At 72.5% G+C, this 25,778-nt stretch carries 24 protein-coding genes and 1 pseudogene; 18 read left to right on the top strand and 7 right to left on the bottom strand.

The window, feature by feature from the left end; translation table 11 throughout:
- The first annotated feature begins 79 nt into the window (after window positions 1–79).
- Window positions 80–709, top strand: coding sequence for an RNA 2',3'-cyclic phosphodiesterase (gene thpR, locus AB0F29_RS11765; protein ID WP_361870299.1), 630 nt, complete (start codon window positions 80–82; stop codon window positions 707–709).
- Window positions 710–790: 81 nt separating this feature from the next.
- On the opposite strand, the gene AB0F29_RS11760 is transcribed toward thpR, so the two are convergent.
- Window positions 791–1,402, bottom strand: a complete 612-nt coding sequence (locus AB0F29_RS11760) for a hypothetical protein (RefSeq protein ID WP_361870296.1) — start codon at window positions 1,400–1,402, stop codon at window positions 791–793.
- 153 nt (window positions 1,403–1,555) lie between these two features.
- On the opposite strand from AB0F29_RS11760, the gene AB0F29_RS11755 reads away from it, so the two are divergent.
- Window positions 1,556–3,064, top strand: a complete 1,509-nt coding sequence (locus tag AB0F29_RS11755; RefSeq protein WP_361870293.1) for an MFS transporter — start codon at window positions 1,556–1,558, stop codon at window positions 3,062–3,064.
- A gap of 91 nt (window positions 3,065–3,155) precedes the next feature.
- Window positions 3,156–3,695 carry a TetR/AcrR family transcriptional regulator gene (locus AB0F29_RS11750; protein ID WP_361870291.1) on the top strand — a complete coding sequence of 180 codons (540 nt, stop codon included), beginning with the start codon at window positions 3,156–3,158 and terminating at the stop codon, window positions 3,693–3,695.
- Window positions 3,696–3,722: 27 nt separating this feature from the next.
- Here the strand turns inward: AB0F29_RS11750 and AB0F29_RS11745 are convergent, their stop codons facing one another.
- On the bottom strand, window positions 3,723–4,211 hold the full coding sequence (locus tag AB0F29_RS11745) for a MarR family transcriptional regulator (RefSeq protein WP_361870288.1): 489 nt from the start codon (window positions 4,209–4,211) through the stop codon (window positions 3,723–3,725).
- Between the two features lie 115 nt (window positions 4,212–4,326).
- Here AB0F29_RS11745 and AB0F29_RS11740 point away from each other — a divergent pair, with 115 nt between their 5' ends.
- Complete coding sequence (locus tag AB0F29_RS11740) at window positions 4,327–4,737, top strand: Ohr family peroxiredoxin (protein WP_361870285.1); 411 nt, start codon at window positions 4,327–4,329, stop codon at window positions 4,735–4,737.
- 42 nt (window positions 4,738–4,779) lie between these two features.
- Here AB0F29_RS11740 and AB0F29_RS11735 read toward each other — a convergent pair whose 3' ends face one another.
- Window positions 4,780–6,312, bottom strand: coding sequence for an alpha/beta fold hydrolase (locus AB0F29_RS11735; RefSeq protein ID WP_361870282.1), 1,533 nt, complete (start codon window positions 6,310–6,312; stop codon window positions 4,780–4,782).
- 93 nt (window positions 6,313–6,405) lie between these two features.
- Here AB0F29_RS11735 and AB0F29_RS11730 point away from each other — a divergent pair, with 93 nt between their 5' ends.
- Complete coding sequence (locus AB0F29_RS11730) at window positions 6,406–7,473, top strand: MerR family transcriptional regulator (protein WP_361870414.1); 1,068 nt, start codon at window positions 6,406–6,408, stop codon at window positions 7,471–7,473.
- Here the strand turns inward: AB0F29_RS11730 and AB0F29_RS11725 are convergent.
- Entirely contained in the window at window positions 7,462–8,373 is a 912-nt protein-coding gene (locus AB0F29_RS11725; RefSeq protein ID WP_361870280.1) for a LysR family transcriptional regulator, read from the bottom strand. The genes AB0F29_RS11730 and AB0F29_RS11725 overlap by 12 nt on opposite strands.
- 230 nt (window positions 8,374–8,603) lie before the next feature.
- Here AB0F29_RS11725 and AB0F29_RS11720 point away from each other — a divergent pair, with 230 nt between their 5' ends.
- From AB0F29_RS11720 to AB0F29_RS11660, 13 genes and pseudogenes are all read left to right on the top strand, one after another.
- On the top strand, window positions 8,604–9,098 hold the full coding sequence (locus AB0F29_RS11720; protein WP_361870277.1) for a hypothetical protein: 495 nt from the start codon (window positions 8,604–8,606) through the stop codon (window positions 9,096–9,098).
- 50 nt (window positions 9,099–9,148) lie between these two features.
- Window positions 9,149–9,337, top strand: a pseudogene (locus AB0F29_RS11715) (hypothetical protein); the annotation flags it as partial.
- A gap of 415 nt (window positions 9,338–9,752) precedes the next feature.
- Complete coding sequence (locus AB0F29_RS11710; protein WP_018956374.1) at window positions 9,753–9,965, top strand: hypothetical protein; 213 nt, start codon at window positions 9,753–9,755, stop codon at window positions 9,963–9,965.
- A gap of 77 nt (window positions 9,966–10,042) precedes the next feature.
- Window positions 10,043–10,981, top strand: a complete 939-nt coding sequence (yhfZ, locus tag AB0F29_RS11705) for a GntR family transcriptional regulator YhfZ (protein WP_361870274.1) — start codon at window positions 10,043–10,045, stop codon at window positions 10,979–10,981.
- 95 nt (window positions 10,982–11,076) lie between these two features.
- Window positions 11,077–11,463: a PRD domain-containing protein gene (locus AB0F29_RS11700; protein WP_361870272.1), complete on the top strand. Its 387-nt coding sequence runs from the start codon at window positions 11,077–11,079 to the stop codon at window positions 11,461–11,463.
- Window positions 11,464–11,540: 77 nt separating this feature from the next.
- Entirely contained in the window at window positions 11,541–11,897 is a 357-nt protein-coding gene (locus AB0F29_RS11695; RefSeq protein ID WP_361870269.1) for a DUF2620 domain-containing protein, read from the top strand.
- Between the two features lie 44 nt (window positions 11,898–11,941).
- Entirely contained in the window at window positions 11,942–13,276 is a 1,335-nt protein-coding gene (locus tag AB0F29_RS11690; protein WP_361870266.1) for a YhfT family protein, read from the top strand.
- 49 nt (window positions 13,277–13,325) lie between these two features.
- On the top strand, window positions 13,326–14,282 hold the full coding sequence (locus AB0F29_RS11685) for a phosphotriesterase (RefSeq protein ID WP_361870263.1): 957 nt from the start codon (window positions 13,326–13,328) through the stop codon (window positions 14,280–14,282).
- A 1-nt stretch (window position 14,283) separates the two neighbouring features.
- The gene (locus AB0F29_RS11680; protein WP_361870261.1) at window positions 14,284–15,411 is read left to right on the top strand and encodes an aminotransferase class V-fold PLP-dependent enzyme; all 1,128 of its coding nucleotides are present in this window, start codon (window positions 14,284–14,286) and stop codon (window positions 15,409–15,411) included.
- Window positions 15,412–15,413: 2 nt separating this feature from the next.
- A complete protein-coding gene (locus AB0F29_RS11675; RefSeq protein WP_361870258.1) occupies window positions 15,414–16,577 on the top strand; it encodes a YhfX family PLP-dependent enzyme in 1,164 nt (387 codons plus the stop codon).
- An 11-nt stretch (window positions 16,578–16,588) separates the two neighbouring features.
- Entirely contained in the window at window positions 16,589–17,848 is a 1,260-nt protein-coding gene (locus AB0F29_RS11670) for a phosphopentomutase (protein ID WP_361870256.1), read from the top strand.
- A gap of 175 nt (window positions 17,849–18,023) precedes the next feature.
- The gene (locus AB0F29_RS11665) at window positions 18,024–20,237 is read left to right on the top strand and encodes an AAA family ATPase (protein WP_361870412.1); all 2,214 of its coding nucleotides are present in this window, start codon (window positions 18,024–18,026) and stop codon (window positions 20,235–20,237) included.
- Between the two features lie 93 nt (window positions 20,238–20,330).
- The gene (locus AB0F29_RS11660; protein WP_361870254.1) at window positions 20,331–21,449 is read left to right on the top strand and encodes an AI-2E family transporter; all 1,119 of its coding nucleotides are present in this window, start codon (window positions 20,331–20,333) and stop codon (window positions 21,447–21,449) included.
- Window positions 21,450–21,461: 12 nt separating this feature from the next.
- Here the strand turns inward: AB0F29_RS11660 and AB0F29_RS11655 are convergent, their stop codons facing one another.
- The 3 genes from AB0F29_RS11655 to AB0F29_RS11645 form a co-directional block, all read right to left on the bottom strand.
- Window positions 21,462–22,478 carry an alpha/beta hydrolase family protein gene (locus AB0F29_RS11655; RefSeq protein WP_361870251.1) on the bottom strand — a complete coding sequence of 339 codons (1,017 nt, stop codon included), beginning with the start codon at window positions 22,476–22,478 and terminating at the stop codon, window positions 21,462–21,464.
- 131 nt (window positions 22,479–22,609) lie between these two features.
- Window positions 22,610–24,250 carry an alpha/beta hydrolase gene (locus AB0F29_RS11650; protein ID WP_361870248.1) on the bottom strand — a complete coding sequence of 547 codons (1,641 nt, stop codon included), beginning with the start codon at window positions 24,248–24,250 and terminating at the stop codon, window positions 22,610–22,612.
- A gap of 300 nt (window positions 24,251–24,550) precedes the next feature.
- Window positions 24,551–25,666 (bottom strand): NADH:flavin oxidoreductase/NADH oxidase, encoded by a 1,116-nt coding sequence (locus tag AB0F29_RS11645; RefSeq protein ID WP_361870246.1) that lies wholly within the window; start codon window positions 25,664–25,666, stop codon window positions 24,551–24,553.
- Window positions 25,667–25,778: the final 112 nt, after the last annotated feature.

The following is a 25,778-nucleotide window of genomic DNA, read 5'->3' as shown; positions in this document are numbered from 1 at the left end:
ACGACGTCGGCCCGCGCCCGGGTCCGGCATCGGGCCCCGCGTCGCGGCCGGGGCACGGCCGGCACGTACGGTACGGCAGGTGAACGAACCGCTCGAAGCCGTGACCGGCCCCCCTGCGGAGAGACGCGTCCGGGCCACGACGACCCGCGTGTTCCTTGCGCTCGCCCCGCCCGACGACGCGAAGAACGAGCTGGCGCAGGCGCTGCGCCCGGCCTACGACGCCCATCCCCGCATGCGGTGGAACCGCGTCGAGGACTGGCACATCACCCTGGCGTTCCTCGGTGAGCTGCCGGTCTCCGCCGTCCCGCCCTTGATGCCCCCGCTCGCCGGGCTCGCGGCGCGGCGACGTCCCCTGCGGCTGGCGCTGCACGGCGGCGGGCACTTCGACGAGCGGGTGCTGTGGGCCGGGGTCACGGGGGACCTCGCAGGGCTGCACCACCTCGCCACCGACGTACGCGCCCTCGTCAGGGAGTGCGGTGTTTCCTTCGCCGAGCGGCCCCTGCGGCCCCATCTGACGCTGGCCCGGTCCCGCCGGGGCGACCACACGGCCACGGTGGAGGCCGCGGCGGGGCTCGCCGCGTTCACCGGCCGGAGTTGGGAGGCTGCCCGTCTCCATCTGGTCGGCAGCAACATCGGCCGAGGCCCGGGGCCGATCCACTACCGCGACATCGACGCCTGGGACTTCCACCACGGAGCGGACGCGACCTGAACGGCCGCCGTGCTCCCACGGCGGCCGCACGGTCGCGGTCCGCGCCACGCGAGTCACGCGGACCGGTCGTGCGGTCCCGTGTCACGCGGACCGGTCGTGCGACAGCAGGAACTCGGTGGCCCGCGCGATGGCCTCGGCGGATGTGCCGTGGATGGCCTCCGACTCCTCCTCCTGCAAGTCCGCTCCCGTGGCGGTGTACCACCAGGCGTCGGCGCCCGGATCGTGGTGAATCACGGCGTCGCCGCCCGCGTAATGAAGCGGAATGGACTCGCTGGCGGACTTCTTGGGCACCGCGTGCGGCCACTTGACACGCGCCGACTGACGCTTGATGCCACCCCAGGCCGCGCCGAGCTGCGCGTAGCTGGATCCACCGCGTCCGGCGACGGTGGCCGCGCTCTCGGCCAGCCGGTCGACAGACCGCTTGGCCTCGTAAAGCGACCGCACCATCGCCAGCTGCACATCGGGCGCGGCCATGAGGGCGGCGTCGAAGGGTTTGCCGGCCGCGCGGTAGGCGAGCGCGCGCGTCGAGATCCGTTCCGCCAGTGACCGGACCGCGTCGAGCACCTGCTCGTCCATGGCGAACGTGTCGTCGTCGCGGGGCTCGATCCAGGCGGGGTCCACCGGGGTCAGGACCGTGGCCCAGAAGTTCTCTTCGCTCTGATCAGGGGTCGGGATCGCCTTCACATCATTCATGTGACAATTTTATCTGTCATCAACCACATCGGCAATCAAATCTGTCGCTTCGGCTCTCGACAGGTTCACCTGTCACCCGAACTCCGTAACTGTACCTTTCGTAAGGTACAGTTACGGAGTTCGGGGCGGTTCTCACAGTGAGGCTCATGCGGGATGACCATCAGCACGAAGCGGCGCTGGCTGCTCCTGACCGTGGTGAGCGCGGGGCTCCTGCTGATCACGCTGGACAACTCCATCCTTTACGCGGCCCTGCCGACGCTGGTGGAGGATCTCGGTGCGAGCAGCTCCGAGGGGCTCTGGATCATCAACGCCTATCCGGTCGTGATGGCCGGCCTGCTCCTGGGCAGCGGCACGCTCGGTGACCGGGTGGGACACCGTCGGATGTTCCTGATCGGCCTCGTGGTCTTCGGTGCGGCCTCGCTCGTCGCGGCGTTCTCCACCAGCCCGGAGGCCCTGATCGCCGCGCGGGCCTTCCTCGCTGTCGGCGCGGCCGCGATGATGCCCGCCACCCTCGCCCTGATCCGCGTCACCTTCGACGACGAGCGCGAGCGCAACATGGCCATCGCGGTCTGGGGCACCATGGCGGTCGTGGGCAGCGCGCTGGGGCCGATCATCAGCGGGATCCTGCTGCAGCACTTCTGGTGGGGATCGGTCTTCATCATCAACATCCCGGTCGTCCTCGCGGCGATCGTGGCCACACTGTTCGTCGCCCCGCCGAACGACCCGGACCCCTCCAAGCGCTGGGACCTCGTCTCCTCGCTCCTGGCCCTCGTCGCCCTGGTCGGCCTCGTCATCGCGATCAAGGAGACGGCGAAGACCGACCCCGCTCCGGCCGTCATCGCCGCCGCCGTCCTCGCGGCCGTGGTCGGCGGATGGACGTTCGCCCTACGTCAGCGCCGCCTGCCCTACCCGCTGCTGGACTTCGCGATCTTCCGCAACCGGGCCTTCCTCGCGGGGGTGCTGGCCGCCGGATTCGCCCTCTTCGCCATCGCCGGCATCCAGCTCGTCACCACCCAGCGCTTCCAGCTCGTGGAGGGCTTCACCCCGCTGCGGGCCGGATTCCTCGTCGCGGCCGTCGCCCTGGGCGCGTTCCCCACCGCGATGCTCGGGGGCGCGATCCTCCACCGGGTGGGGCTGCTGCCCCTTATCGCCGGAGGTCTCGCACTGGGCGCCGTCGGCACCGTGCTGGTACTCACGAACTTCGCCACCAGCATGGGCCTCCTCGTCACCGGGCTGATCATCACCGGCAGCGGACTCGGCGCGGCCATGTCCGTCGCCTCCAGCGCGATCATGGGCAATGTCCCCGCCCGCAGGGCGGGCATGGCCTCGTCCGTCGAGGAGGTCTCCTACGAGTTCGGCAGCCTGGTCGCGGTCGCCCTCCTCGGCAGCCTGCTGACCGCCGTGTACTCCGCGACCATCGACCTCCCCGCCGGGGTCTCCGAACGGGCGCGTGACAGCCTCGACAGCGCGCTCGCCCTGGCCGGCGAAGGGGCGGGGACCAATACCGCGCTGGTCACCGCGGCGTCCGAGGCGTTCGACGGCGCGTACCTCGCCGTGATGATCGTGGTCGCCGCCGTCCTCGCCGTCGGCGCCCTCGCGACCGGCGTGCTGCTGCGCCGCCACGGCCCCGGCTCGGCCCTGTCCGGCCCCGCACACCACTGAAGCGCCGCACCCCACTCAGCTCCGTACGCCCCCGAGCTCGGTACACCACCGAGTCCGGGACGCCACCGACCCGACGGCACGGGAGCCACCCATGCGCACCAGCAAACGGACCCAGATCCTCGAAGCCGCCACCCGTGTCGTACAACGTGAAGGCGTCAAGAGCGTCACCTTCGACTCCGTCGCCGCGGAGGCAGGACTGACGAAGGGCGGCCTCCTCTACCACTTCGCCTCGCGCGACGACCTCGTCCGGGCGATCCACCAGCATCTGGCCGACCAGTGGGAAGCCGACCTGGTCGCGGCGGCCGGGAAGCCCGCGGCCGAGGCCACCCGGAAGGAACGGCTCGCCGCCTACACCCGGGTCGCCATCCAGAGCGCCACGCGGGCCGAGCTCCTGCTGATGCTCGAAGGCTCGACGAACCCCGCGCACGCGGCCGTGTGGGAAGCCGTGACGGAACGCTGGGCGCCGTCCCCGGCGGCGGCGGATCCGGCCGCGCTCGACCGGTTCATCGTCCGCCTCGCGGCCGACGGCCTGTGGCTGTACGAATCACTGACCGCGGAACCACTGGACCCCGGCATGCGGCGGGCGGTCGCCGATCGCATCGCCGACGCCCTGACCCACCACGACGACTGACCGCCGGGCACGCCGGCCCTCGGCGGCTCAGTAGGCGTCGGCGGCCTCGCCCAGGGCGGCGGCGAGACGGCCCAGGACGTCCTGCAGCCCAAGAACCTCGTCCAGGGACAGACCGGTGGCGTCCAGCACGCCGCGGGGGACGGACAGCGCGCGTTCGCGCAGGCGCGCGCCCTCGTCGGTCAGGTCGATCAGAACGGACCGTTCGTCCTGGCGGCTGCGTTCTCGCCGGACCAGTCCGGCAGTCTCCAGCCTCTTCAGCAGCGGTGAGAGGGTTCCGGAGTCCAACTGGAGGCGGTCCCCGATGCCCTTGACCGGCTGGGGGCCGTACTCCCACAGGACCAGCATGACCAGGTACTGCGAGTACGTGAGGCCCAGGTCCTTGAGAGCCTGCCGGTAGAAGCCGCCGAACGCGCGCGACGCGGAGTGCAGCGAGAAGCAGACCTGGTGGTCCAGTCGCAACAGCTCCGCGTCGGGGACGCCGGAGAGATCGGGCGAGGCGCCCGGAGCAGTGGTCATGGAACCAGCGTACCGCCGACCACGTCATTAAGTTGCACACAACTCAGTTGTGTGCAATCTTTATTCCTGTCGCCGCGACCATCCCGGTCGGGGCTCCAGTGGAGGGTCACCACCCATGGACGCGTTGTACACCGCCGCCGCCACCGCCAACGGCCGCGAGGGCCGTGCCGTGAGCTCGGACGGTCAGATCGACCTCCCCCTCGCCATGCCTCCGGCTCTCGGCGGCAACGGCCGGGGCACCAACCCCGAGCAGCTCTTCGCCGCCGGCTACGCCGCCTGTTTCGCCGGCGCGATGGCCGCGGTCGGTCGCGAGATGAAGGTCGACACCAAGGACGCGTCGGTGACCGCCGAGGTCTCCATCGGCAAGGACGGCGACGGCTTCGGGCTCTCGGTGGTCATGCGCGTGGAACTCCCGGACACCCTCGCGGGCGAGGCCGGGCGCGAGCTGGTCGAGGCCACCCACGCCTACTGCCCGTACTCCAAGGCCACTCGGGGAAACATCGACGTCGAGCTGGTCATCGAGTAGTCGCCCCGCCCCCGGGCCACCCCTCTCACGCGCATCGGGACGTCACTCCTTCAAGCGGGCCAGCACCGCGCCCACCGCGCGGTGCACGGCCTCACGCGCCCCGTCGGTCGGGTCGAGGGTCTCGAAGCCGTGACGCCCCTCCGGTACATCGATGACCTCGACGTTCGCTCCGCAGCGGGCGGCCTCGGTCAGGAACTCCTCGACCGTCGCGGCGATCTCGGCACTCTCGCGCTCCGCCCGGACCAGCACGACGGGAAGGCGACCGGCTCGGGAGACCGCCCGGACCGGGTGGAAACGGGTGTCGCCCAACCCCCACCACGGCAGCGGCGCGAGGATCGGGTAGTTCGCGGCCACGCAGCGCAGCCACGGCGGCGGGTCCGTCAGCCAGTCCGCCACGATCGGACCTCCGCCCGAGAAGAACCACACGACGATCCGGTCCGCGTCCACCCTCGGGTCGGCGCGCACCCGCTCCACCGCGTCGGCCACGTCCGCGGCAGCCACCTCGTAGTCGGTCACGGCGTGCAGGCGGTGGTCGAGCGTCACGCCCACGACTCCCTGCCCCGCGACGTGGCGTGCGTATCCCGTCAGGGTCGGCCAGTCCCGGGGCGTGGGCCGCGCCTCGGCGGGCACCGGGCCGCCGTGCACGAAGACCACGGCCGGGTGCGGGCCCGGGCCGTCCGGCAGGTACAGGTCGGTGTTCCCGGTCCGCTCGCGGGGCCTTTCGGGCACGTCGAGCAGGAACGGCCGCAGATGGGCGGGCGTATGGGAGGCGTCGGCGGCGGTCAGCCGGTGCCCCCCGCCGGACGCAGCCTCGATCAGGGTCTCGGCCAGCGCGGCGGGGCAGGACAGCATCGGCCAGTGCCCGGTGGGCAGTTCGAGGAAGGGCACCCGGGCCTCGGCCAGTGTCCGGAGCGCCGGGTCGCCGACGTCCACCAGGATCTGGAGCATCTCGACGCCCGGTCCGTTGCCGGTGCACAGCACCCCGGTCACGGGCACGTCGGCCACGGCTCCGGTGAGCCGCAACGGCTGGAGCAGCGTGCCCAGCGGCTGCGGTGCCGCGAGGGCGGTGAGTCCGTCGAGCGCCGCCCCGGAGAGACCGGCGACGCTCCCCCAGCGGGACCACGCGTCCCGGGCCGGGGGCGGCAGTTCACCGCCGGGCCCCCGTCCCCCGTTTCCGGCGGCGCGCTCCAACACCTCCTCGCGCAGGCGTTGGTCGGGCACTGCGGCCAGGGCGGGGACTCCGTCCCTCGGCATCCCGGCGTCCAGGTAGACAATCCGGGCGATCGCCCCGGCCCTCCGGTCGGCGGCACCGAGCACCGGGTGAATGCCGTAGTCGTGGCCGACGAGCACGATCTCCGGGTCGGCGGCCTCCGCCGCCACCGCGTCGATCACCGCGAGCACGTCCGCGACATGGGTCTCCAGGTCGACGGCCTCGCCGGCATCCGCGGGGCGTCCGCCGAGCGCGGTGAGCGCCACCGTTCGTACCTCGGCGCCGTCCGCGGCCAGCCGAGCGGCGGTGTCCCGCCACACGTGGGGTCCGGTGAACGCCCCGGCCACCAGGATGAATACAGTCATGGTCACTCCTCGTCACGGTGTCTCCCGCGCCCCGGCCCGATCTCCCGGCAGCGCTCGGCGTTACCGTAGGAACTCCCCCTGGTGGAGGTTCAAGTGTTCTCGTCGTACGACGGTCTGTGCACCATCGGCGAACTGGCCGAGCACACGGGCGTGAGCGTCAAGACCGTCCGCTTCTATTCGGACCGAGGGCTGCTTCCGGAGGCCTCCCGCAGCGCCGGCGGGCACCGCAGGTACGCCCCGGAGGCCGTGGAGCGGCTGCGCATGATCCGCTCCCTGCGCGGCCTCGACCTGGCGGTTCCCGAGGTGCGCCGCATCCTCGACGAGCAGGACGAGCAGAGCGGGCGCAGCGACGGGGCCGGGGAGGGTGGCGCGTTGGAGGAGGCAGTGGCCGGCCGGCTGCGCTCCCTGGGCTCCGAGCTCGCCGCGCTGCGCTGGCGGGAGGCCGCGCTCAGGCTGGTACAGGAGAGCCCGCCGGCCGAACGGCCCGACCGGCTGCGGCTGGTCGGTGCGGTCGCCGCCCCGCCGAGCACCGCCTCGCTGGCCCGGTTCTGGCGTGCGTGGCTGCCGCCCCGTATGCCCGCCCGGTCGGTCACCGCGTTCCTGGAGGCGGCGGTGCCGGACCTGCCCGACGCCCCGCGGCCGGACCAGGTCCTCGCCTTCGCACGGCTGCACGCCTACGTGACCCGTCCGTGCGGGGGCGGTGGTGGCGGCGGCTCCTGCCAGCCCCGGGCGCACGGCGCCGCCGGGGCCCGTGCGTCGGCCGTGCTGTACGCGGGTCTCGCCGAGGCGTACGACCTGGCGGGCGGGGAGCTGCGCCGCGAGGCGGAGCCCTGTCCCGGCGAGGCGCTGGACGGTTTCGTGGACGCGTACGCGAGCACGTACGGCGCCCCCGACACGGCGGCCTTCCGCCGCGTACTGGCCGGCCGGCTCGCGGCCGATCCGCGCATCGACCGCTACTGGGAGCTGACGGCCGAGGTGATCAGTGCTCCCGGCGGCCGCCCCGAGCCGACTCCGGGCTCCGCGCACGACTGGCTCCTGGCCTCCCTGGACGCGCAGTTGGGGGCGATGGACGGCATGAACGTACGGGAGGGGCGCGGTTCCGTCGCCCCCTCGCCCGGAACGGGCGTACGGGACGGGGCACGAGCCGTTTCATCCCGGTGAGCGGGGCCGTTCCTGGTCCGCGACCGCCCCGATCAGGCACTCCCGCAGGGCCAGGGCCGCCGGGAGCGGCGTGTCGGGCAGTGCCACATGCACGGTCCGGCGCATGGCGGGGTCGGTGAGGGGGCGCAGGACGAGTTCGCCCGGCACCGCCGGCGCCGCCAGCGAGGGGACCAGGGCCACGCCGAGCCCGGCGACCGCGTAGCCGAACTTGCCCGCCCACCCGGCGATCCGCATGACTTTTCCCGGGGTGAAGCCCGCTCGGGCGCAGGCGTCGGCGAGCATCGTGGGGCGGTCGCCGTACGCGCTCTGGATCCAGGTCTCGTCGCGGAGTTCGTACAGGTCGACGGCTTCGTCTCCGGCCAGGGGGTGTCGGCGCGGGAGGGCGACGAGCAGTTCGTCCTCGCACAGCACGGTGGTCGTGATCCCGTCGGCCGAGGGAAGGCCGTAGGGATAGTCGCTCACGACGGCGAGGTCCAGCGTTCCGTCCGCCAGCTGCCGCATCAGCGTGCCGGTCGGGTTCTCGTCGGCCACCACGTCGATCCCCGGCCGGGCGTCCTTCAGGGCGCGCAGCGCGGTCGGCAGGAGTGCGATGTTGGCGGTGGCGAACGCGCCGGTGTGCAGGGGCCCGCCGCCTCCGGCGTGCAGCACGGTCAGCTCCCGCTCGGCCCGGGCCAGGCGGTCGAGCAGGTCCACGGCGTGCCGGTGCAGCACCCGCCCCGCGGGGGTGAGCCGTACGCCTCGCGGGAGGCGTACGAGCAGCGGACCGCCCGCCTTGTGTTCCAGCGCGGCGATCCGCCGGGACACCGCGGACTGCGTGTAGTCCAGCCGGGCCGCCGCCCGGGTGAACGATCCGGTCTCGGCCACGGTGACGAGCAACCGGAGCGATTCGTTCTCCCACATGACTTCCTCCTTGCCGTCGTGCTCGCCGCCCGACCACCGGCATCCTCCCCGATCACATTCCGGTCGCGCATGGGTCCCATGCGATTCGGTCGCTGGTGTCATGTCTCGGGCGGCCATAACGTCGGGTGCGCGGCGGCGCCGAGGGACGGTGCGCGGCCGTCCGGGCCCGCCACTCGATCGGTCGAGGACGTGCGGGCCGGTGGCTTCACATCCCGAGAAGGCGGTTCATCGTGCGACAGACCCGGAGCGCACCGGAGTTGGGGCAGCGGATCGGCACGTACCACGCCGTGGGGCTCGCGGGCGCGCTCGCCCAGTTCGCGGTGCGGACCGTCACCCTGCTGGTGGTCGTCCTGATCGCCCTGCTGGTGTGGATCAGGCCGAACTCCGCGCTGCTCAAGGGCGCCGTGGCCGCGACCGTGGTCCTCGTCCTGTTCGGCCTGCGTCTGGCGTGGCGCTTCGTCAGCGCGCGATGCGGCGGCAACCAGTGCCGGCTGCACCAGGGAGGCATCGCCGTCACCGGCCCGCTCGGCGGGGTACGGGACGCGGTGGTGTGGCGAGAGGTGACCGGTCTGCGCAGGACGAGCAGCGCCTCCCTCCTCATGGCCTCCCACCGCGTCGAGATCGAACGGCGGGGCGCGCAACCACTCACCTTCACGGCGCTCGGGCTCGAACCCGCCCTGATCGGCGTCCTGTTGAGGCTCGCCGCACGCAACGGTCTGGAGTAGGCGACCGGCCCGGTCGCGGTGGGTCAGCCTGCCGCGTGCGGGCCGAACCGGCCAACGCCATCATCGCGTTCATGGACGGCCTCCAGGTCCAGTGGCTCCTGTCACCGGAATCCGTGGACATGGCAAGGCCGACCCGGCCCGCGATCTCGGCGAGCGATGGCCAGGATGTCCTGCTGTCGCTGCCGGGCATCCGGGGCTGCGCGGCGTACGGGCCTTGGCCCAGCGAGGCGTTGTTGTAACCACGGGCGGCGAAGGTGTCCATGGTGGTTGGTAAGTAGTCTGCTCGCGCGTTCTTTCCCGTTGCCGGAAGATCTTCGCCGGGGCCTCGGCAGGCTTGAGGTGAACCGCTGAGCAACCAGTCAGTGGGCAGGCCGACGCGCGGTCCGACCCGCACGCCCGGAGCGAGGGCCTGAGTGTCGACAACTCCTCGACAGCCGACGGGGCCGGGCTCTCGCAGCAGCCATGCTCCGGCTCCCCGGCCCAGGCGTTCACCCTGACCCGCTGACGCCGGCGACCGACCGCGGCGGCTCTCCGGGCGGGGCCGCTGCGGTCCCGACACCGACAGCGACAGGTTCGGGCGCGCCTACACCACCCACGGCCGACGCGCCCTCATATGCTTCGCCTTCTGCCAGTTCGCCCGCTTCAGGAGGTCCCGTGCCGGCCCGCGCCATGTACTGCTACACGTGCGATTCCGACGAGCAGCACCGTTCCCTCACCACCGATGAGAAGACCTGGCTCCGCGGCCGGACGGGCCGCCGGAGCGTCGACGAGTTCTTCATGTGCCAGGCGCCGAGTTGCCGCAATGTGCGCAGCGGTTTCAACAAGCACCCGTTCGATCCCGTGATCCGCGTCCCCCTGCCGGACTGAGCCGGCCCCTGGCCGTCCCCTCAGGCCCGGCGGCACGACCCTTGCCAGTATCCAGAATCCTGTTTACTGTTTGATGTGTGAACGACCTCGACGACCGACTCCTCACGCGCAACGGCCTCGCCGCCCGGCAGCTGGCCGTCCTGCTCCTGCATCACGAGCCGGACACCCGGCTGCCCCGCGTGCGCGACTTCGCCGAGGAGCTGGGCTGCGGGAACGGAACCGTCCAGGCCGCCCTCCAGCTGCTGGAGGACGCCGGGGCGATCTCCACGACCGCGCGAGGCCACCTGGGGACCTTCCTGGTCCGCTCGGACCGCACCGTCCTGTGGCGGCTGTCCGGGCTGGGAACCCTGCTCGCGGCCATGCCGCTCCCCTACTCGCGCAGGTACGAGGGGCTGGCGACCGGCCTGCGCAGCGCCTTCGAGGAGGCGGGCGCACCGTTCGCGATCACGTTCATGCGGGGCGCCGGAGCCCGCACCGCCGCCCTGCTGGAGGGCAAGGTCGACCTGGTGGTGCTGTCGCGCTTCGCCGCCGACCAGCTGATCGCCGAACACCCGGTGGAACTGGTGGCCGACCTCGGCCCCGCCACCTACGTCGGCGCACACGGCATGCTCGTACGACACGGGGTCGACCTGGCCTCGCCGGGGCTCCGGGTGGCGATCGACCACGCCTCGGAGGATCTGCGGATGCTCGTGGAGCGGGTGTTCGCCGGCCGGGAGGACATCGAGTGGCGGGAGGCCTCCTACATGCAGCTGCACGACCTGTTCGCACGGAACGAGGTGGACGCGACCGTCTGGAACCTCGACGAGGCGCAGGACCGGCTCGGGCTGGGCGTCGATGTAGTGCCGCTCGGCGACGAGGTCACCCGGGAACTGGCGCTGCGCAACTCCACCGCCGCCGTGATCGGCCGGACCGAGGGGGCGAAGGCGCTCGCCGCCGTCCGCGAGTCGCTCGACCTCTCGACGGTGACGCGACTGCAGAGTGAGGTACTGCGGGGGGAGCGCGTCCCCTCGTACTGACCCGCCGGCCCGGCAGCCGCGAAGCGGATGATCCCGGAGCGCCGCACACCTCGAAAATACAGAATCCCGGTTATTGTTGATTGAGGAGGACGATCATGGACGACCAGCTCGCACTGCGGATCCAGCTGTTCCGCGAAGGCGGTCAGGTCAAACCCGAGGTGGCCGACTTCGTCGCCGCCGAACTCGCCGCCCTGGAAGCCGAGGGGCACCTCGTCACCGAGGCGACGGCCTCCATGCTGACCAGCCATCTCATGATGGCCATCGGCCGACTGCTGAACGGTGAGCCGATCGAGCAGTTCCTCACCGACGACCAGGTCGCCGCCGAGCTGGCGGACCATCCGGAAGCGGTCGCACGCGCCAGGGCCGTCGCCGCACGGGCCGATCGGGAGCTCGGGGCCGCCCTCCCCGAGTCCGAGATCAACTTCCTCGGCATGCACCTGGCCGTACTGACCCGGAGTTCCCCGCCCGCCGCCGCGTCCTGACCGGTCGCCGCGCCCCTCCCCCCCGTATGCCCCTCTGTCTGTACGCCCCGCAGGAACACGTAGAAAGCAGGACAGCCATGACGAAGATCCTCACCGGTGGAGTCGGCAAGGTCGAGGTCACCCAGGCCATCGGCAAGCTCGGCATCGATTCCCTCGATGTCGTTCCCTCCAGCGACATGGACGCCGCGATGAAGCTGCGGGTCGGCCAGGCCGACTACTACCTGGGCACCTGCCACACCGGCGCGGGCGCGTCGCTGGGCGTGCTCGTCGGCCTCCTGGGCAGCGCCTCCTGCCACACCTTCGGCCGGAGCGTCCCCACCGAGGACGCGGTCGCCGCCCTCCTCGCCGACGGCAAGAAGGCCTTCGGCTTCTCGATGGACCAGATCGACGTCATCGCCCCGCTGATGGCCCGCGCCATCGCGGCCCGCGGCTGATCACGGCCTCCTTCATCATCACCCCGGGCACCAAGGAGTGACTCGTGAGCACCACCCTCGCCGCCGGCGCGGAACTCGACTTCTCGCTGGCCCAGCAACTGACCGTGATAGCCCTCTGCGCGCTCACGGCTTTCATCGCGCACATGGCGCTGGCCGTCTTCAACGACGGTGTGCGCCCCTTCCTGCTGGACTTCATCCAGGGGCGCACCACCCGCAGCGCGACGACGGCCGCCTCGTTCGGGCTCTCCGCCGGGTTCATCTTCGGGCTCGGCGCGCCGATGGCCCTGTCCACCGGCGTACTGAACCCGTGGCTGCTCTTCCTGCCCACGGACATCCTCGGGATGCTGTCACCGAAGAAGTGGCTGGCCCCGGTCCTCGGCGGCGCGTGGGGCGCGGTGGTGGTCTTCGGACTGAACGGCGCCAACAACATCGCCCATGACCTCCCGGTCGACTTCCTGACCGCGATGCAGCAGATGTCGACGCCGATCCTTTTCCTGTTCACGCTCTTCCCGGTGCTCGCCATCACCAAGCAGTTCGGCCGCACGTGGGGCGGCATCGCGGGCGTCCTCGAACTGGCCCTCGTCGTCATGACGATGAAGCTGTGGCCCAACATGTTCGCCGGTGCGCTGGCCATGGCGGTGGGCGTGCTGATGCTCATCGGCCTCGCCGTCTCCAAGGATCTGCGGCAGCGCCGGACCGACCGGGCGGCGGGTGTCGTGGAGGAGGTGGGCGGGGACGACCCGATGGCGTCCCTCTTCAGCGCCAGCGCGGCCCGGCTGCGGAAGTACCTGCCCCTGTTCATGGTGCTGGGCGCCGGTGTGTGCGTGCTCGCCCAGATGCATGTGTTCGGCGGCGGCGAGGCGACCAGCTTCCTGATCGCGAAGGGGCAGTACGCCGAGGCGGCGCAGGTCGACTTCTACCGGGTCTTCGGCTTCATCCCGCTGATCGCGACCACCGCCCTGGCGTCCGGCGCGTACGGCATCGCGGGCTTCACCCTGGTGTACCCGATCGGGTACCTCATGCCGAACCCCTTCCTGGCCGCCGCCGTCGGTGCGCTCGTGTTCGCCGTCGAGGTGCTGGCCCTCTCCTGGATCGGCAAGGTGCTCGGCAAGCTGCCGAGCGTCCGGGACTCCTCGGAGCATCTGCGCAGCGCCATCGGGGACACGCTCCAGCTCGCGATCCTGTTCGGTTCGCTGATGGCCGCCAACGCCATGGGGGGCGGGCTCGGCATCCTCGTCGTCGGCGGGCTCTACCTGCTGAACGAGTCGATGGGCCGGCCCGTTGTGAGGATGGCCGCGGCCCCCGCGGCGGTGATCGTCGGCGGTGTCCTCCTCAACGTCCTGTACTGGCTCGACCTGTTCACCCCGGTCAAGGGCTGAGGTCCGACCCCGGATCCGGCGTGCCGTACATGGAGCAGGAGGCCCCACGATGAACCACCCCGCACCGCACACCCTGCGCACCGTCACCGGAGAGCTCCGGGCCTCTTCGGTACGCGGCCCGGCCCTCGCCCACGAGCACCTCGTCCTCGATCTGGACCGGGTGGGCGACGGCGCGGCCGTCCTCGGACCGGAACGCCACGCGGTGGCCGTGGCCGCCGAACTCGCCGCACTGCACGAGGCGTACGGCCTCGCCCTGGTCGTCGAGCTGACCTGCCGCGGCATGGGGCGCGACGTGCGGACCCTGACCCGGATCGCCCGGGAGACCGGTGTCGCCGTCATCGCCGCGACCGGCTGGTACTACGAGCCGTTCCACACGCCGGAGATCGACGCCCTGGACGTGGCGGCGCTCACCGGCATCCTCGTCCGGGAGATCGAGGACGGCATCGACGGGAGCGGCGTCCGGCCCGGCGTCCTCGGAGAGATCGGCAGCCACGGCGACGTACCCACCGCCGCCGAGGCCAAGGTGCTGCGGGCCGGCGCACGGGCCGCGCTGGCCACCGGCCTCTCCCTCGCCACGCACGCCCAGCTCGGCCGGGGCGGCCTCGCCCAACTGGAGCTGCTCACCGGTGAGGGGCTGCCCGCCCACCGCGTGAGCATCGGGCACCAGGACCTGCTGGACGACCCCGGCGTCCACCGGGAGCTGGCGGCGCGCGGGGCGTACGTCGCGTTCGACACCGTGGGCAAGTCCGCGTACCAGAGCGACGAGACCCGGCTGCGGCTGCTGCTCGCGCTGCTGGAGGCGGGCCACGCCGACCGGGCCCTGCTCAGCTGCGACATCTCCCGCCACGGCTATCTGCGCGGCGAGGGCGGCCAGGGGTACGGGCACCTCTTCTCGGACTTCCTGCCCCGGCTGCGGGCGGCCGGGGCCGACGACGACCTGATCGACCTGCTGACCCGTCGCAATCCGGTGCGCTTCCTGACCGGCGCGACCGTGGAGGAGAACTGACATGAGCCCCGCACCCCCACCCGCGCTCCCCGTGACCTTTCCGCTGCCGACGGTGGCCCTGGAGGACGCCGCGGCCCGGCAGTTCCGGCTGCTGGAGGCCACCGCCGCGCACTTCGAGGGAGAGCAGCTGTTCTCCGCCGACGCGGGAGTCGTCCCCGGCCTCGGCCGGCCCCGCACCACCGCCCGCGTCGAGGCGGTCCTGGCCGACTTCTTCGGCGCCGAGGACGCCGCCCTCGTACAGGGCGCGGGCACCGGGGCGATCCGGTCCGCGCTCAACGCCGTCGTCCGGGCGGGCGACGACCTGCTCATCCACCGGGCCCCGGTCTACCGCACCACCGAGGTCACCTTCCGGGGCATCGGCGTACGCACCACAAAGGCCGACTTCAACGACCGGGCGGCGCTCGACACCGCTCTGGCGTCCGGACGATTCCGGTGGGCGTACGTCCAGCACACCCGGCAGCGGCTGGCCGACTCCTACGATCCGGCCGAGGTCATCGCCGCCTGCCGGGCGGCCGGGGTCCGCACGATCGTGGACGACAACTACGCCGTCATGCGCACCCCGGCCGCCGGTGTCGAACTGGGCGCCGACGCCTCCTGCTTCTCGCTGTTCAAACTCCACGGGCCCGAGGGCGTCGGCCTGGTCGTGGGCGCCCGCGACCTGGTCGGGGGAGTCCGCCGCGACAACTACTCCGGCGGCGGGCAGGTCCAGGGCCACCAGGCGCTGGACGCGCTGCGGGCCCTCACCCACGTACCGATGCTGTGGGCCGTGCAGTCCCGGGTGGGGACCGAGGTCGCCGAACGGCTCGCGGCCGGTGAGGTGGCCGGGGTGGCGGAGGTGCGGGTCGCCAATGCCCAGGACCGCTGCCTGCTGATCCGCCTGGACCGGCCCATCGCCGCTGAACTGCCGTCCGTCGCCGCCCGGTTCGGCGCCGCGCCCTACCCCGTCGGCTCCAACTCGCGCTACGAGATCGCGCCGCTCTTCTACCGGATGTCCAGCTCCGCCCTGGACGACGCCCCGGAGCTGGCCGACTGGACCGTGCGCGTCAACCCGATGCGGGCCGGCGCGGACCTCGTCATCGACATCCTGCGCCGCTCGCTCGCCGCGATGGCCGACCCGAAGGGCCACTGACCGTGTTTCTCGACACCGTGCTCACCCGCAACCCGGAGCTCGTCGACGCCGCGGCCGCACTGCACCGACGTGGCGAGATCCCGCCCGACACGTATGTGATGGATCTCGACGCCGTCGAGTCCAACGCCGCGGCTCTGGCGGCCGAGGCCGAACATCTCGGCATCGGTCTGTGGTTCGTCGTCAAACAGATCGGCCGCAACCCCGAACTGATCCGGGCCGTCGCCCGGCACATCCCCCGCTCCGCCGCCATCGACCCGGCCGAGGCCCGTACCCTGCACGCGGCCGGGGCGAGGCCGGGCAACCTCGGCCACCTCGTCCAGATCCCCCGGCGGGCCCTGCCCGGCATGCTGGCGTGGCGGCCGGAGAACGTCACGGTCTTCGACCTGGCCAACGCCCGTGCCGTCTCGGAGGCGGCCCGGGAGCTGGGCTTCGTCCAGGACGTCCTTGTCCGGCTCGAAGGCGCCGGGGGCGTCGTCTACCCGGGGCAGGAGGGCGGGGTTCCGGTGGAGCGGCTGGACGTCTTCGCCGAGGCGGCCGAGGCGCTGCCGGGCGTCCGGATCGCCGGCGTCACCGCCTTCCCGTGCGTGCTGTGCGACCCCGCGACGGGCCTGCCCACCGCGACGGCCACCTTCGACCTGGCGCTCAAGGGCCGCGACCTGCTGGCGGCGCGCGGGCACCAGGACCTGAGGCTGAGCGCGCCCAGCGCCACCTCGATGGCGTCTCTCCCGTTGCTCGCCGAGCGCGGGGCGACGCACGGGGAGCCGGGCCACGCCCTCACCGGCACCACGCCGCTGCACGCCCTGGACCCGTCCCAGCCCGAGAAGCCCGCGTACGTGTACGTCAGCGAGGTCGCCCACACCCTCGACGACGGCCGCCCGGCCCTGTTCGGCGGCGGGTTCTACGCGCGCTCCCACATCCGCGGCGCCTTCCTGCCACGCACCGGCGCGCGTCTGGGCGTGCAGGACGCCCCCGCCGAGAACATCGACTACTACCGGCTGCTCGACGCGCCCCCGCCCGGCTCGGACGTCCGGCTGGGCGACACCGCGCTGCTCGCCTTCCGCACCCAGATCTTCGTCACCCGCTCGACCGTCGCCGTCGTCTCCGGACTCGCCTCCGGCAGGCCCCGGCTGAACGGGCTCTACGACGCCCACGGCCGAGCCCTGTAAGGAGTGATCCCATGGCCAGGACCGTCATCGTCGTCATCGACGGATTCGGCGTCGGCGCCATGCCCGACGCGGGCGCCCTGCGCCCCGGCGACCTCGCCGCCGACACCTGCGGGCACGTCCTCGACCACGCCCGCACCGCGTTCGGGCGGCCGCTGCGGCTCCCGGTGCTCGGGGCGCTGGGCCTCGGTCTGGTCCACCCGCACCGGGACCTGGCGCGAAGCACCCGGCTGCCCGTGGCGGCGGGCCTGGCCGCCCTCGGCTACCCGGGCGCGGACACCTTCGCGGGCCACCAGACCATGATGGGCGCGGACTTCAGCCGGGTGACCGTGGCCCGGCTCGCCGACCACCTCGACGAGGTGACCGAGGCGCTCACGACGGCCGGTCACCGGGTGGAGCGGCTGGACGGGAAGCCGCTGCTGCTGGTCGACGGGGCGGTGCTGGTCCATGACAACCTGGAGGCCGACCCCGGGATCAACTGGAACGCCTCGGGGCGCCTGGAGGATCTGCCGTTCGACGGTCCGGGCGGGATTCTCGCCGTCGCCCGCACGGTGCGGGCGGTCGCCCCGGTCGCCCGGGTCATCGCGGTGGGCGGGCACGCGGACGGTCCGCTCGGTTCCTACGTACGGGGCGGGGACGGGGGCACCGTCGGGCTGGACACCCCGGCCACCGGCTTCTACCGCAACGGCGGCCTGGAGGTGCGGCACCTGGGCGCGCCGCTCGACCACACCCGTCAGCTCCCCGCTCTCGCGGCGCGGGCCGGCATCCCGGTCACCCTGGTGGGGAAGGCCGCCGACATCCTGGTGTGCGAACAGGCGGACCGGCGGCCGGCCGTGGGCACCGCCGATGTCCTGGCCCACACCCTGGACGCGGTACGCGCCGGGGGCGACGCCCTGGTGGTCGCGAACGTCCAGGAGACGGATCTGGCGGGGCACCAGCAGGACACCGGGCGGTACGGGCAGGTGCTGGAACAGGTGGACTCGGGGCTCGCCGGGCTCCTGGCACTGCTCACCGACTCCGGGGACCGGCTGATCGTCACCGGCGACCACGGCAACGACCCGTCGATCGGGCACGCGCACCACACCCGGGAGTACGTGCCGGTGCTGATCCACCGCCCCGGCGGGGCCGGGGTGGAGCTGCTGCCGGACGCGCGGAGTCTCGCCGACGTGGGTGCGACGGCCGCCCGGTCGCTGGCTCTGTCCCCGCTGGACCTGGCGGCGGGAACACCGATCGGCACGGACGGGGAGGCGCGGGCCGCCGCACTCCGGGAGTAGTCGTCGGCAGGAGTCGCGGGGCACGAACAATCCCCGGACCGTCAATTGCGGTCCGGGGATTATCGCGGGTATATTGGATTCTTCTGCGCTCATGCAGAAAGGCCCCGCTCGGGGACCTTATGAGGACGAACATATCTGGCGGGGAGCCGTTTTGTCAAACCGGGAAAGCGACGAATTGCGGGAAGAGCAGGAATTCATCGACCGGCTCCATGCCCGGGTCGACGCCCTGCGCGGGGTGGCCGCCGATGGCGTCGAGCACGCGCTGACGCCGGTCGGAACGGGCCAGCAGGCGCGGCTGGAGCGCGACATCCTCGTCGCGGAGCGCTCGGGTCTGCTCGCCGCGCTCAACGCGGTGGACGGCTCGCTGTGTTTCGGGCGCATCGACCGCTCCGACGGGCTCGCGCACCATATCGGCCGTATCGGGATCCGTGAGGACGACTTCGAGCACACCCCTGTTCTGATCGACTGGCGTGCGCCGGTGGCGCGTCCTTTCTATCTCGCCACGGGGCACACGCCGATGGGTCTGCGCCGGCGCCGGCACATCACGACCGAGGGCCGGAGGGTCACCGAGCTCCACGACGAGATTCTCGATCTGGGAGACCGCGACCGCACCGGCTTCGAGGACCCGAACGGCGACGCCGTACTGCTCGCGGCGCTCGGCTCCGCGCGCACGGGACGCATGGGCGACATCGTGCGGACCATCCAGGCCGAGCAGGACGGCATCATCCGGGCCCCGCACCGGGGCGTCCTCGTCGTCGAGGGCGGGCCCGGCACCGGCAAGACGGCCGTCGCGCTGCACCGGGCCGCCTTCCTGCTGTACGAGCACCGCGAGCTGCTCGCCAAGCGGGCCGTACTCATCGTGGGGCCCAACCCGGCGTTCCTGCGCTACATCGCGGAGGTGCTTCCCGCGCTGGGCGAGACCGGGGTGCTGCTCTCGACGCAGGCGGAGCTGTTCCCCGGGGTGCACGCCACCGGTACGGACTCCGCGCGCGCCGCGGCCGTCAAGGGCGGCGAGCCGATGGCCGAGGCGCTCGCCCTGGCCGTACGCGACCGGCAGCGGCTGCCCGAGCCCGGGGCGGCGATGGTCATCCCGCACGAGGACGGCGGGGACCTGGTCCTGGACTGGGAGATTGCCTACGAGGCGCGGCAGGCGGCCAGGGACACCCGCCTGCCGCACAATCTCGCCCGCCCCCACTTCGTCTTCCGCGTCATCGACGCGCTCACCGCGCAGCTCGTCGAGCGCATCGGCGCGGACCCCTACGGCGGGCCCAACTTCCTCGGCCCCGACGACGTGGCCCAGCTCGGCCGGGACGTCGCGCTGAGCAAGGAGGTGCACGCGGCGGTGGACGAGCTGTGGCCGCCGCTGACCCCCGAGGGCTTCCTCGGCGACTATCTGGCCGACCCGGTGTACGTCCCGGACGAGGACGCCGACGCGATCCGGCGCCCGTCCGTCGGCGCGGCGTGGACGCCCGCCGACGTACCGCTGCTCGACGAGGCCGCCGAGCTGCTCGGCGTCGACGACAGCGCGGAGAAGGCGGCCGCCGAGGCCGCCCGTCAGGAGCGGGTCGGCTACGCGCAGGGTGTGCTGGAACTGTCGCGCGGCTCGGAGAGCTACGAGTTCGAGGACGAGGAGTCCGAGGTCCTCGCCGCCCACGACATCATCGACGCCGAGCGGATGGCGGAGCGGCACGAGGAGGCCGACCACCGCACCGCCGCCGAGCGGGCCGCCGCCGACCGCACCTGGGCCTTCGGGCACATCATCGTGGACGAGGCGCAGGAGCTGTCGCCGATGGCGTGGCGGCTGCTGATGCGCCGGGCGCCGAGCCGCTCGCTGACACTGGTCGGCGACCCGGCCCAGACGTCCGAGGAGGCCGGCGTCGGGTCGTGGGAGAAGATCCTTGGGCCGTACGTCGGCGACCGCTTCGAGCACGTCACGCTGGAGGTCAACTACCGTACGCCCGCGGAGATCATGGAGCTGGCGGCCGGGGTCCTGCGGGAGCGGGACCCCTCGTTCACCGCCCCCGTCTCGGTGCGGTCGACCGGCGAGAAGCCGTGGACGCGGGATGCCGGAGAGGACCTGGCGGGCGAGGTGGCCCGGGCCGTCGTGGAGTTGACGCCCCGGGAGGGGCGCCTCGCGGTGATCGCGCCGCGTGCGCTGCACGAGGAGATCGCCGCCCCGCTGGACGGCGTCGCGGCGGGCGAGGCCCCCGACCTCACGCGCCCGGTGGTGCTGCTGGATCCGCGCCAGGCCAAGGGGCTGGAGTTCGACCATGTGCTGGTCGTGGAGCCCGCCCGGTTCGGCACGAGCGATCTGTATGTGGCGCTCACCCGTGCCACGCAGCGCCTGGGCATCGTCCATCGGGAGGAGCTGCCCCCGGCGTTGCGCTGACGGGGGGGGCGGGCGGCCCGCCCTCGTGGCGCTCGGCGTCGGCGGGCCGCGGGCGTGGCCGGAACACGGTTGGCGAAGCCATAGGGTAACGCCATGTCTTCGCCATTGAGTTCGACAAAGACCGCGGCTGCTCTCCGCACGTCGGCACGGGTCTCCGCAGAGATGCTGCTGGTCCTCGTGGCGGCGGGAGTCGCGCTGTGGGTGCTGGGCCGGATGTGGTCGGTCGTATGGCCGCTGATAGTCGGCCTGTTCCTCACCACGCTGACCTGGCCGCTCGCCCGTTTCCTGCGCCGGCTCGGCTGGTGGCCGTCGCTCGCCGCTTCGGTGGTGACGGTGTTCTCCCTGCTCGTGGGGGCGGGCATCGTGGCGCTGATCGCGGTGCCGGTGGCGGGTGAGTCCGGGGAGCTGGCGGACGGGGTGGTCGCGGGCATCGACAAGGTCCGCGAGTGGGCGGCGGGTCCGCCGCTGAACATCGGCGACGACCAGATCACCGGTGCCCTGGACACCGCGACCGCTCAACTGCAGGACAGTGTCGGCAGCGTGGTCACCACCGCCGTCACCGGGGTGAGCACCGTGGTCAACGGGCTGGTCACGGCGGTTCTGGCGATCTTCCTGATGTTCTTCTTCCTCAAGGACGGCCCGCGCTTCCTGCCGTGGCTCACCCGTCAGCTTCCCGGCCGGCTCGCCACCGACGTCCCCGAGGTGGCCTCCCGCTGCTGGGACACCCTGGGCGCGTTCGTGCGGTCGCAGGCGTTCGTCGGTCTGCTGGACGCGGTCTTCATCGGGCTCGGCCTGTGGATCCTGGGGGTGCCGCTGGTGCTGCCGCTGGCGGTGCTGACCTTCGTCTGCGCGTTCGTGCCGATCGTGGGGGCACTGTTCGCCGGATTCGTGGCGGTGGTCATCGCGTTGGTCTCGAACGGACCGATGGACGCTCTGCTCGTACTGGCGATCATCGTCGTGGTGCAGCAGTTGGAGGGCAATGTGTTCCAGCCCATGATCCAGAGCCGTGGGCTGGGGCTGCACGCGGCCACGATCCTGCTCGCCGTGACCCTGGGCGGCAGCCTGGCCGGCGTGGTGGGGTCCTTGCTCGCTGTGCCGGTGGCGGCGCTGCTCGGTGTGGTCTGGAACTACCTCCGCGAGCAGCTCATGGAGGATTCCCCCCAGGCCGAGGCCCCGGCCGACGGGGACGGCTCACCGGTCCCGTCGGCGTAGGGCCCGGCCTCCTCACCGCCCGAGGCCGCGCAGCAGCCCCGGCAGCGCCCCGCGCAACTCGCGCTCCCAGTAGGGCGGGGAGTGGGTGCCCCGGTAGAAGTGCGTGGTGACCGCCACCCCGTGGGCCCGCAGCCGGGAGGCCATCGCCCGGTTCTCCGCCCCCATGATGGCCTCGGTCGGGGACAGGACGTCCTCGGGGAAGGGGGCGTCGGGGTCCTCCAGGCCGGGGACGTGCGGATCCGGCTCCGTGCCGGGCGGGTCAAGTACGCCCGCCCGGCCGTCGCCACTGGAGAGGTGGACCTCGACGCCGCGCAGTCGCTCCGGCCGGTAGTACGGATCGTGGTCCTGCCAGATCCGCCGCTGGGCCACCGGGTCGCCCCACAGCGCGGACCGGTCCAGGCCCAGATAGCCGAGTCCGGCCCGGACCGCCCGGGGGTGCTGGAGCGGATGGACGTAGCCGCTGAGGCCCGCCACCGCGCGGAACAGGCCGGGGCGGCGTGCCGCGTAGGTCAGCGCGCCGTAGCCGCCCTGCGACTCCCCCGCCGCGACCCGCCGGTCCCCCGCGCCGTAGAGACGCTCCAGCAGCGGGCGCACCTCGTCGAGGTGGAAGGTCTCCACGCGCGGCGCGCCGCCGGCGCCGCCGTTCCACCAGTCGCTGTAGAACCCGAAGAGCGGCATCGACGGCATGACCACGAGCACGTCGCGCAGGTGCGGGAGCCGCTCCACCGCGTAGTCCTCGGTCCAGGCCTCGGGGTCGCCGTGGCCGCCCGCCAGCAGATACAGGACCGGCCACCGCTCGCCGCGCCGGCGATCCTCCCAGCCGTCCGGGGTGAGCAGGCGGACCGTACCGGCGCCCTCCAACGCCGCCGACCGCACGGTCAGTTCGAGGAGCCGGTCGCCGATCCACCGCTCCCCCGTCACCCGTATCCCCGGGGGCGGTTCCCCGGGCGGGGCCGCTGCCGCCGCTGTTCCGGGCACGAGCAGCAGCAGGGCAGCGCCCCATGCGATCATCTTGCGCGCCATGCTCATCACCGCGACCTCCCGACATCGTCGGCCGGACTTCGCCCGACGCCTCGGACGGTACGGAGTGGGCGGGTGCCCGGCATCCTCCGACGGGAGGCGACCCGTACAACGACGGGAGGCGGTCTCCCGCCCCCGGGTCACTTCACGCAGGTCTCGTCCGTCTTCGGGAGCCGGCCCGTCGCGAGGTAGCGGTTGACCTCGGTGTCCACGCAGGTGTTCCCGTACTCGCCGTACAGGGCGTGACGGTTGGCGTTCTCCAGAGTGAGGAGCCTGGAGCCCGGAAGCCTGCTGTGCAGGGTGGTGGTGCTCCGGTAGGTGGTGCGGGGGTCGCCCGTGGCCGCGACCAGGAGGACGGGGGCGTCGTGGCTGATACGGGTGGGGGCTTCCCGTGGCGCCTCCCAGAAGGCGCAGGGGCCGATGTTCTCGGTGAGGGGGCCGAACAGGGGGTGTGCGCCACGGCTCCGTTGGATGTCGCGCCAGTAGCGCTCGGTCCCGCGCGGGGCCGGTACGTCACCGCAGATGATCGCCGTCTGGGAGCTGCCGAAGGAGGAGCCCGCGCCGGAGAACAGGAGACGCAGCGTCTCCGCGAACCCCGGGGGCAACGGAGCCTCACGGCCCTTGGACGCCCGGGACAGTGCCGCCACCTGCTGGGCAAGAAGGTCCCGCGAGCCGTCGACGTCGTCGGCCACGCCCATGAAAAGCAGCGTCGGTATGTGGGTGTCGTCGACCCGGAAGACGTCGGGGCCGGTGCCGAGCGTCAGCGGGGCGCGGGCCGCCTTCGCCATGACGTGGTCGATGGTGGAGAGCACCGCGGTACGGGAGCGGCCCAGGCCGTACGTCGTGTGGCGGGCGGCCGTCCAGGCGGCCCAGGCGGAGAGCGCCTGCTCGTTCTCGCGCACGGTGTTCTTCAGCAGGCGCGGGTTGTAGTCGTCCGGACCCACCGCTCCGTCCAGGACCATCCGGTCGTAGCGGCCGGGGAACATCTGGGTGTAGACCGTGCCCAGGTAGGTGCCGTACGAATAGCCCAGGTAGGAGATCTTGCGCTCGCCCAGTGCGCCCCGGATCACGTCCATGTCCCTGGCTGTGTTGCGGGTGCTGATGTGCGGGAGCACCGAGGCGTTCGTGGCGCGGCACTTGTCGGCCAGGCTCTTGCTCAGCGCCACCTGGCGGTCGAAGCCCGCCCGGCTCGCACCGGCCGAGAACCAGGTGAAACTGACGGGCCAGCCGCAGTCCAGCGGGGTGCTCCGGCCGACGAAGCGTGGGTCGAAGCCGACGATGTCGTAGCGCGGGCCGACCTCCTTCATCGCCGTGCGGACGATCGGCGGGGAATCCACGGCCGGGCCGCCGGGTCCGCCGTTGTTGAGGAGGATCGCGCCGATGCGGCGGCGGGTGTCCGTGGCCTTCAGACGGGATATCGCGACCGTGATCGTCCGGCCCCCGGGGGCTGAGTAGTCCAGCGGGACCGTGACGTCGGCACACTGCACGCCCGCCCTGTCCAGGTCTCTGCCCGTCTCGTCCTGCGGGGAGCTCATACAGGTGCCCCAGTCCAGGGGTTGGTGGTAATAGCGGTCGAGCGCTCCGGCGGTCGTCGGCGGTACGACCGTACGGGGTTCCGGCCCGGGCCGTGCGGTGGCCAGGGCCGGTGACGCCGTGATGCCCGCCGCGAGGGCCAGTGCCAGGCCCGCGGCGGCGGCCCTGGCGGTCGTCCTGGCGGCCGTGGTGGTGCGGGCGGCCGCCAGGGGTCGGATGGTCTTCTCTGCGTCCTGTGCGTAACTCACATCAATAGACGCTAGGAGAAGGACCGTTGGGGATCATTGGGGCTGGCACCCCAACTCGGCGGGGGGTCACCTCCCCCCCTTCGTCGGGTTCCCGGGTCCAGGACCGCCGGTCCACTCCCGCAGGGGCAGGGTGCCGGGTGCGGGCGTCAGCGAGGCTTCGACGCGGGCGAGTTGCCGGGCGAGGCTCGTCATTTCGGCGCGGTACTGCGCGTGGGCCGCCTCGGCGAGGCGCAGCCGGAGGATGGCCCGGGGGCGGCCGGGAGAGGCCCGGGGGCCGACCCGGTCCGGCCCGGTGGGCGGTCAGACCTGGGCGGGGCGGCGTGCCAGGGCGTAGCCGTACTGGTCGGGCCAGCGGGGCCCGGCTGCCAGGGCCTCGGCGGCGTGGTGGGCCCAGTGCGGATCGCGGAGCATCTCGCGGCCGATCATGACCGCGTCCGCCCGCCCCGCCGCGACGATCTCCTCGGCCTGGCCGGCGTCGAGGATCAGGCCCACGGCGGAGGTGGGGATGCCGGCCGTCCGCCGGACCTGTTCGGCCAAGGGGACCTGGTAGCCGGGGTGTGCGGAGATCGCGGCGTCGCGGACGATGCCGCCGGTGGAGACGTCGAGCAGATCGACGCCGTGTGCGGCCAGTTCCTGGGCGAGGCGGGCGGTGTCATCACCGGTCCAGCCCTCGCGCGGGTCCTCGGGGTTCTCGGTCAGCCAGTCGGTGGCCGAGGTGCGGAAGAGGACCGGCAGATCGTCCGGCCACACCGCGCGGACGGCGTCGACCACCTGGAGGGGGAAGCGCAGCCGGTTCTCCCAGCTTCCGCCGTAGGCGTCGGTGCGACGGTTGGCGGCCAGGGAGAGAAAGGAGTTGATCAGGTAGCCGTGTGCGCCGTGGATCTCGACCACCCGGAAGCCCGCGGCGAGGGCACGCTCGGCGGCCGCGGCGAAGTCACGCACCAGCTGCCGGATCTCCTCCTCGGTCAGCTCGTGCGGCACGGGCAGCCCCTCGAACCCGACGGCACTGGGGGCGACGGCCGTCCAGCCGCCCTCCTCCTCGGGCACATAGCGGTCGGCGAGCCAGGGCCGGTCGGTCGAGGCCTTTCGTCCGGCGTGGGCGAGTTGGATCGCGGGCACCGATCCGTGTGAGGCGATGGCCGCGGCGATCCGGGCGAAGGCCTCCTGCTGGCGGTCGTTCCACAGTCCCAGGTCCCAGGGGCTGATCCGGCCGTCCGGGCGCACACCGGTGGCCTCCGTCATCACGAGGCCGGCGCCTCCGGCTGCCCGACCCGCGAGATGGGCGAGGTGGAAGTCCGTGGGAGCGCCCGCCTCCGGCCCGTCGGGGGCCGCGGAGTACATGCACATCGGCGACATCCACACACGGTTGGGGATCTCTAGGGACCGCAGAGTCAGGGGCGTGAACAGGGCGCTCACAGGTTGTCTCCTCGCGTGGGGGGGGCGGTCGCCGGGCGGCGACTCCAAGGTAAGTACGATAGACCTCGTAGTACGTCGATTGTCAAACTACGATAATTCTCGTACTTTGATG

The organism is Streptomyces sp. NPDC026589 (assembly GCF_040638385.1).
Taxonomy (GTDB): Bacteria; Actinomycetota; Actinomycetes; order Streptomycetales; family Streptomycetaceae; genus Streptomyces.
Note: the sequence above shows the minus strand (reverse complement) of the source record. Positions and strands in the feature narration are given on the sequence as shown.

Coding starts and splice junctions, on each gene's coding strand:
- AB0F29_RS11760 (WP_361870296.1), bottom strand. CDS start 1,402: ATGAATGATGTGAAGGCGATCCCGACCCCTGATCAGAGCGAAGAGAAC.
- AB0F29_RS11755 (WP_361870293.1), top strand. CDS start 1,556: ATGACCATCAGCACGAAGCGGCGCTGGCTGCTCCTGACCGTGGTGAGC.
- AB0F29_RS11750 (WP_361870291.1), top strand. CDS start 3,156: ATGCGCACCAGCAAACGGACCCAGATCCTCGAAGCCGCCACCCGTGTC.
- AB0F29_RS11745 (WP_361870288.1), bottom strand. CDS start 4,211: ATGACCACTGCTCCGGGCGCCTCGCCCGATCTCTCCGGCGTCCCCGAC.
- AB0F29_RS11740 (WP_361870285.1), top strand. CDS start 4,327: ATGGACGCGTTGTACACCGCCGCCGCCACCGCCAACGGCCGCGAGGGC.
- AB0F29_RS11735 (WP_361870282.1), bottom strand. CDS start 6,312: ATGACTGTATTCATCCTGGTGGCCGGGGCGTTCACCGGACCCCACGTG.
- AB0F29_RS11725 (WP_361870280.1), bottom strand. CDS start 8,373: ATGTGGGAGAACGAATCGCTCCGGTTGCTCGTCACCGTGGCCGAGACC.
- AB0F29_RS11700 (WP_361870272.1), top strand. CDS start 11,077: ATGGACGACCAGCTCGCACTGCGGATCCAGCTGTTCCGCGAAGGCGGT.
- AB0F29_RS11695 (WP_361870269.1), top strand. CDS start 11,541: ATGACGAAGATCCTCACCGGTGGAGTCGGCAAGGTCGAGGTCACCCAG.
- AB0F29_RS11685 (WP_361870263.1), top strand. CDS start 13,326: ATGAACCACCCCGCACCGCACACCCTGCGCACCGTCACCGGAGAGCTC.
- AB0F29_RS11680 (WP_361870261.1), top strand. CDS start 14,284: ATGAGCCCCGCACCCCCACCCGCGCTCCCCGTGACCTTTCCGCTGCCG.
- AB0F29_RS11670 (WP_361870256.1), top strand. CDS start 16,589: ATGGCCAGGACCGTCATCGTCGTCATCGACGGATTCGGCGTCGGCGCC.
- AB0F29_RS11660 (WP_361870254.1), top strand. CDS start 20,331: ATGTCTTCGCCATTGAGTTCGACAAAGACCGCGGCTGCTCTCCGCACG.
- AB0F29_RS11655 (WP_361870251.1), bottom strand. CDS start 22,478: ATGAGCATGGCGCGCAAGATGATCGCATGGGGCGCTGCCCTGCTGCTG.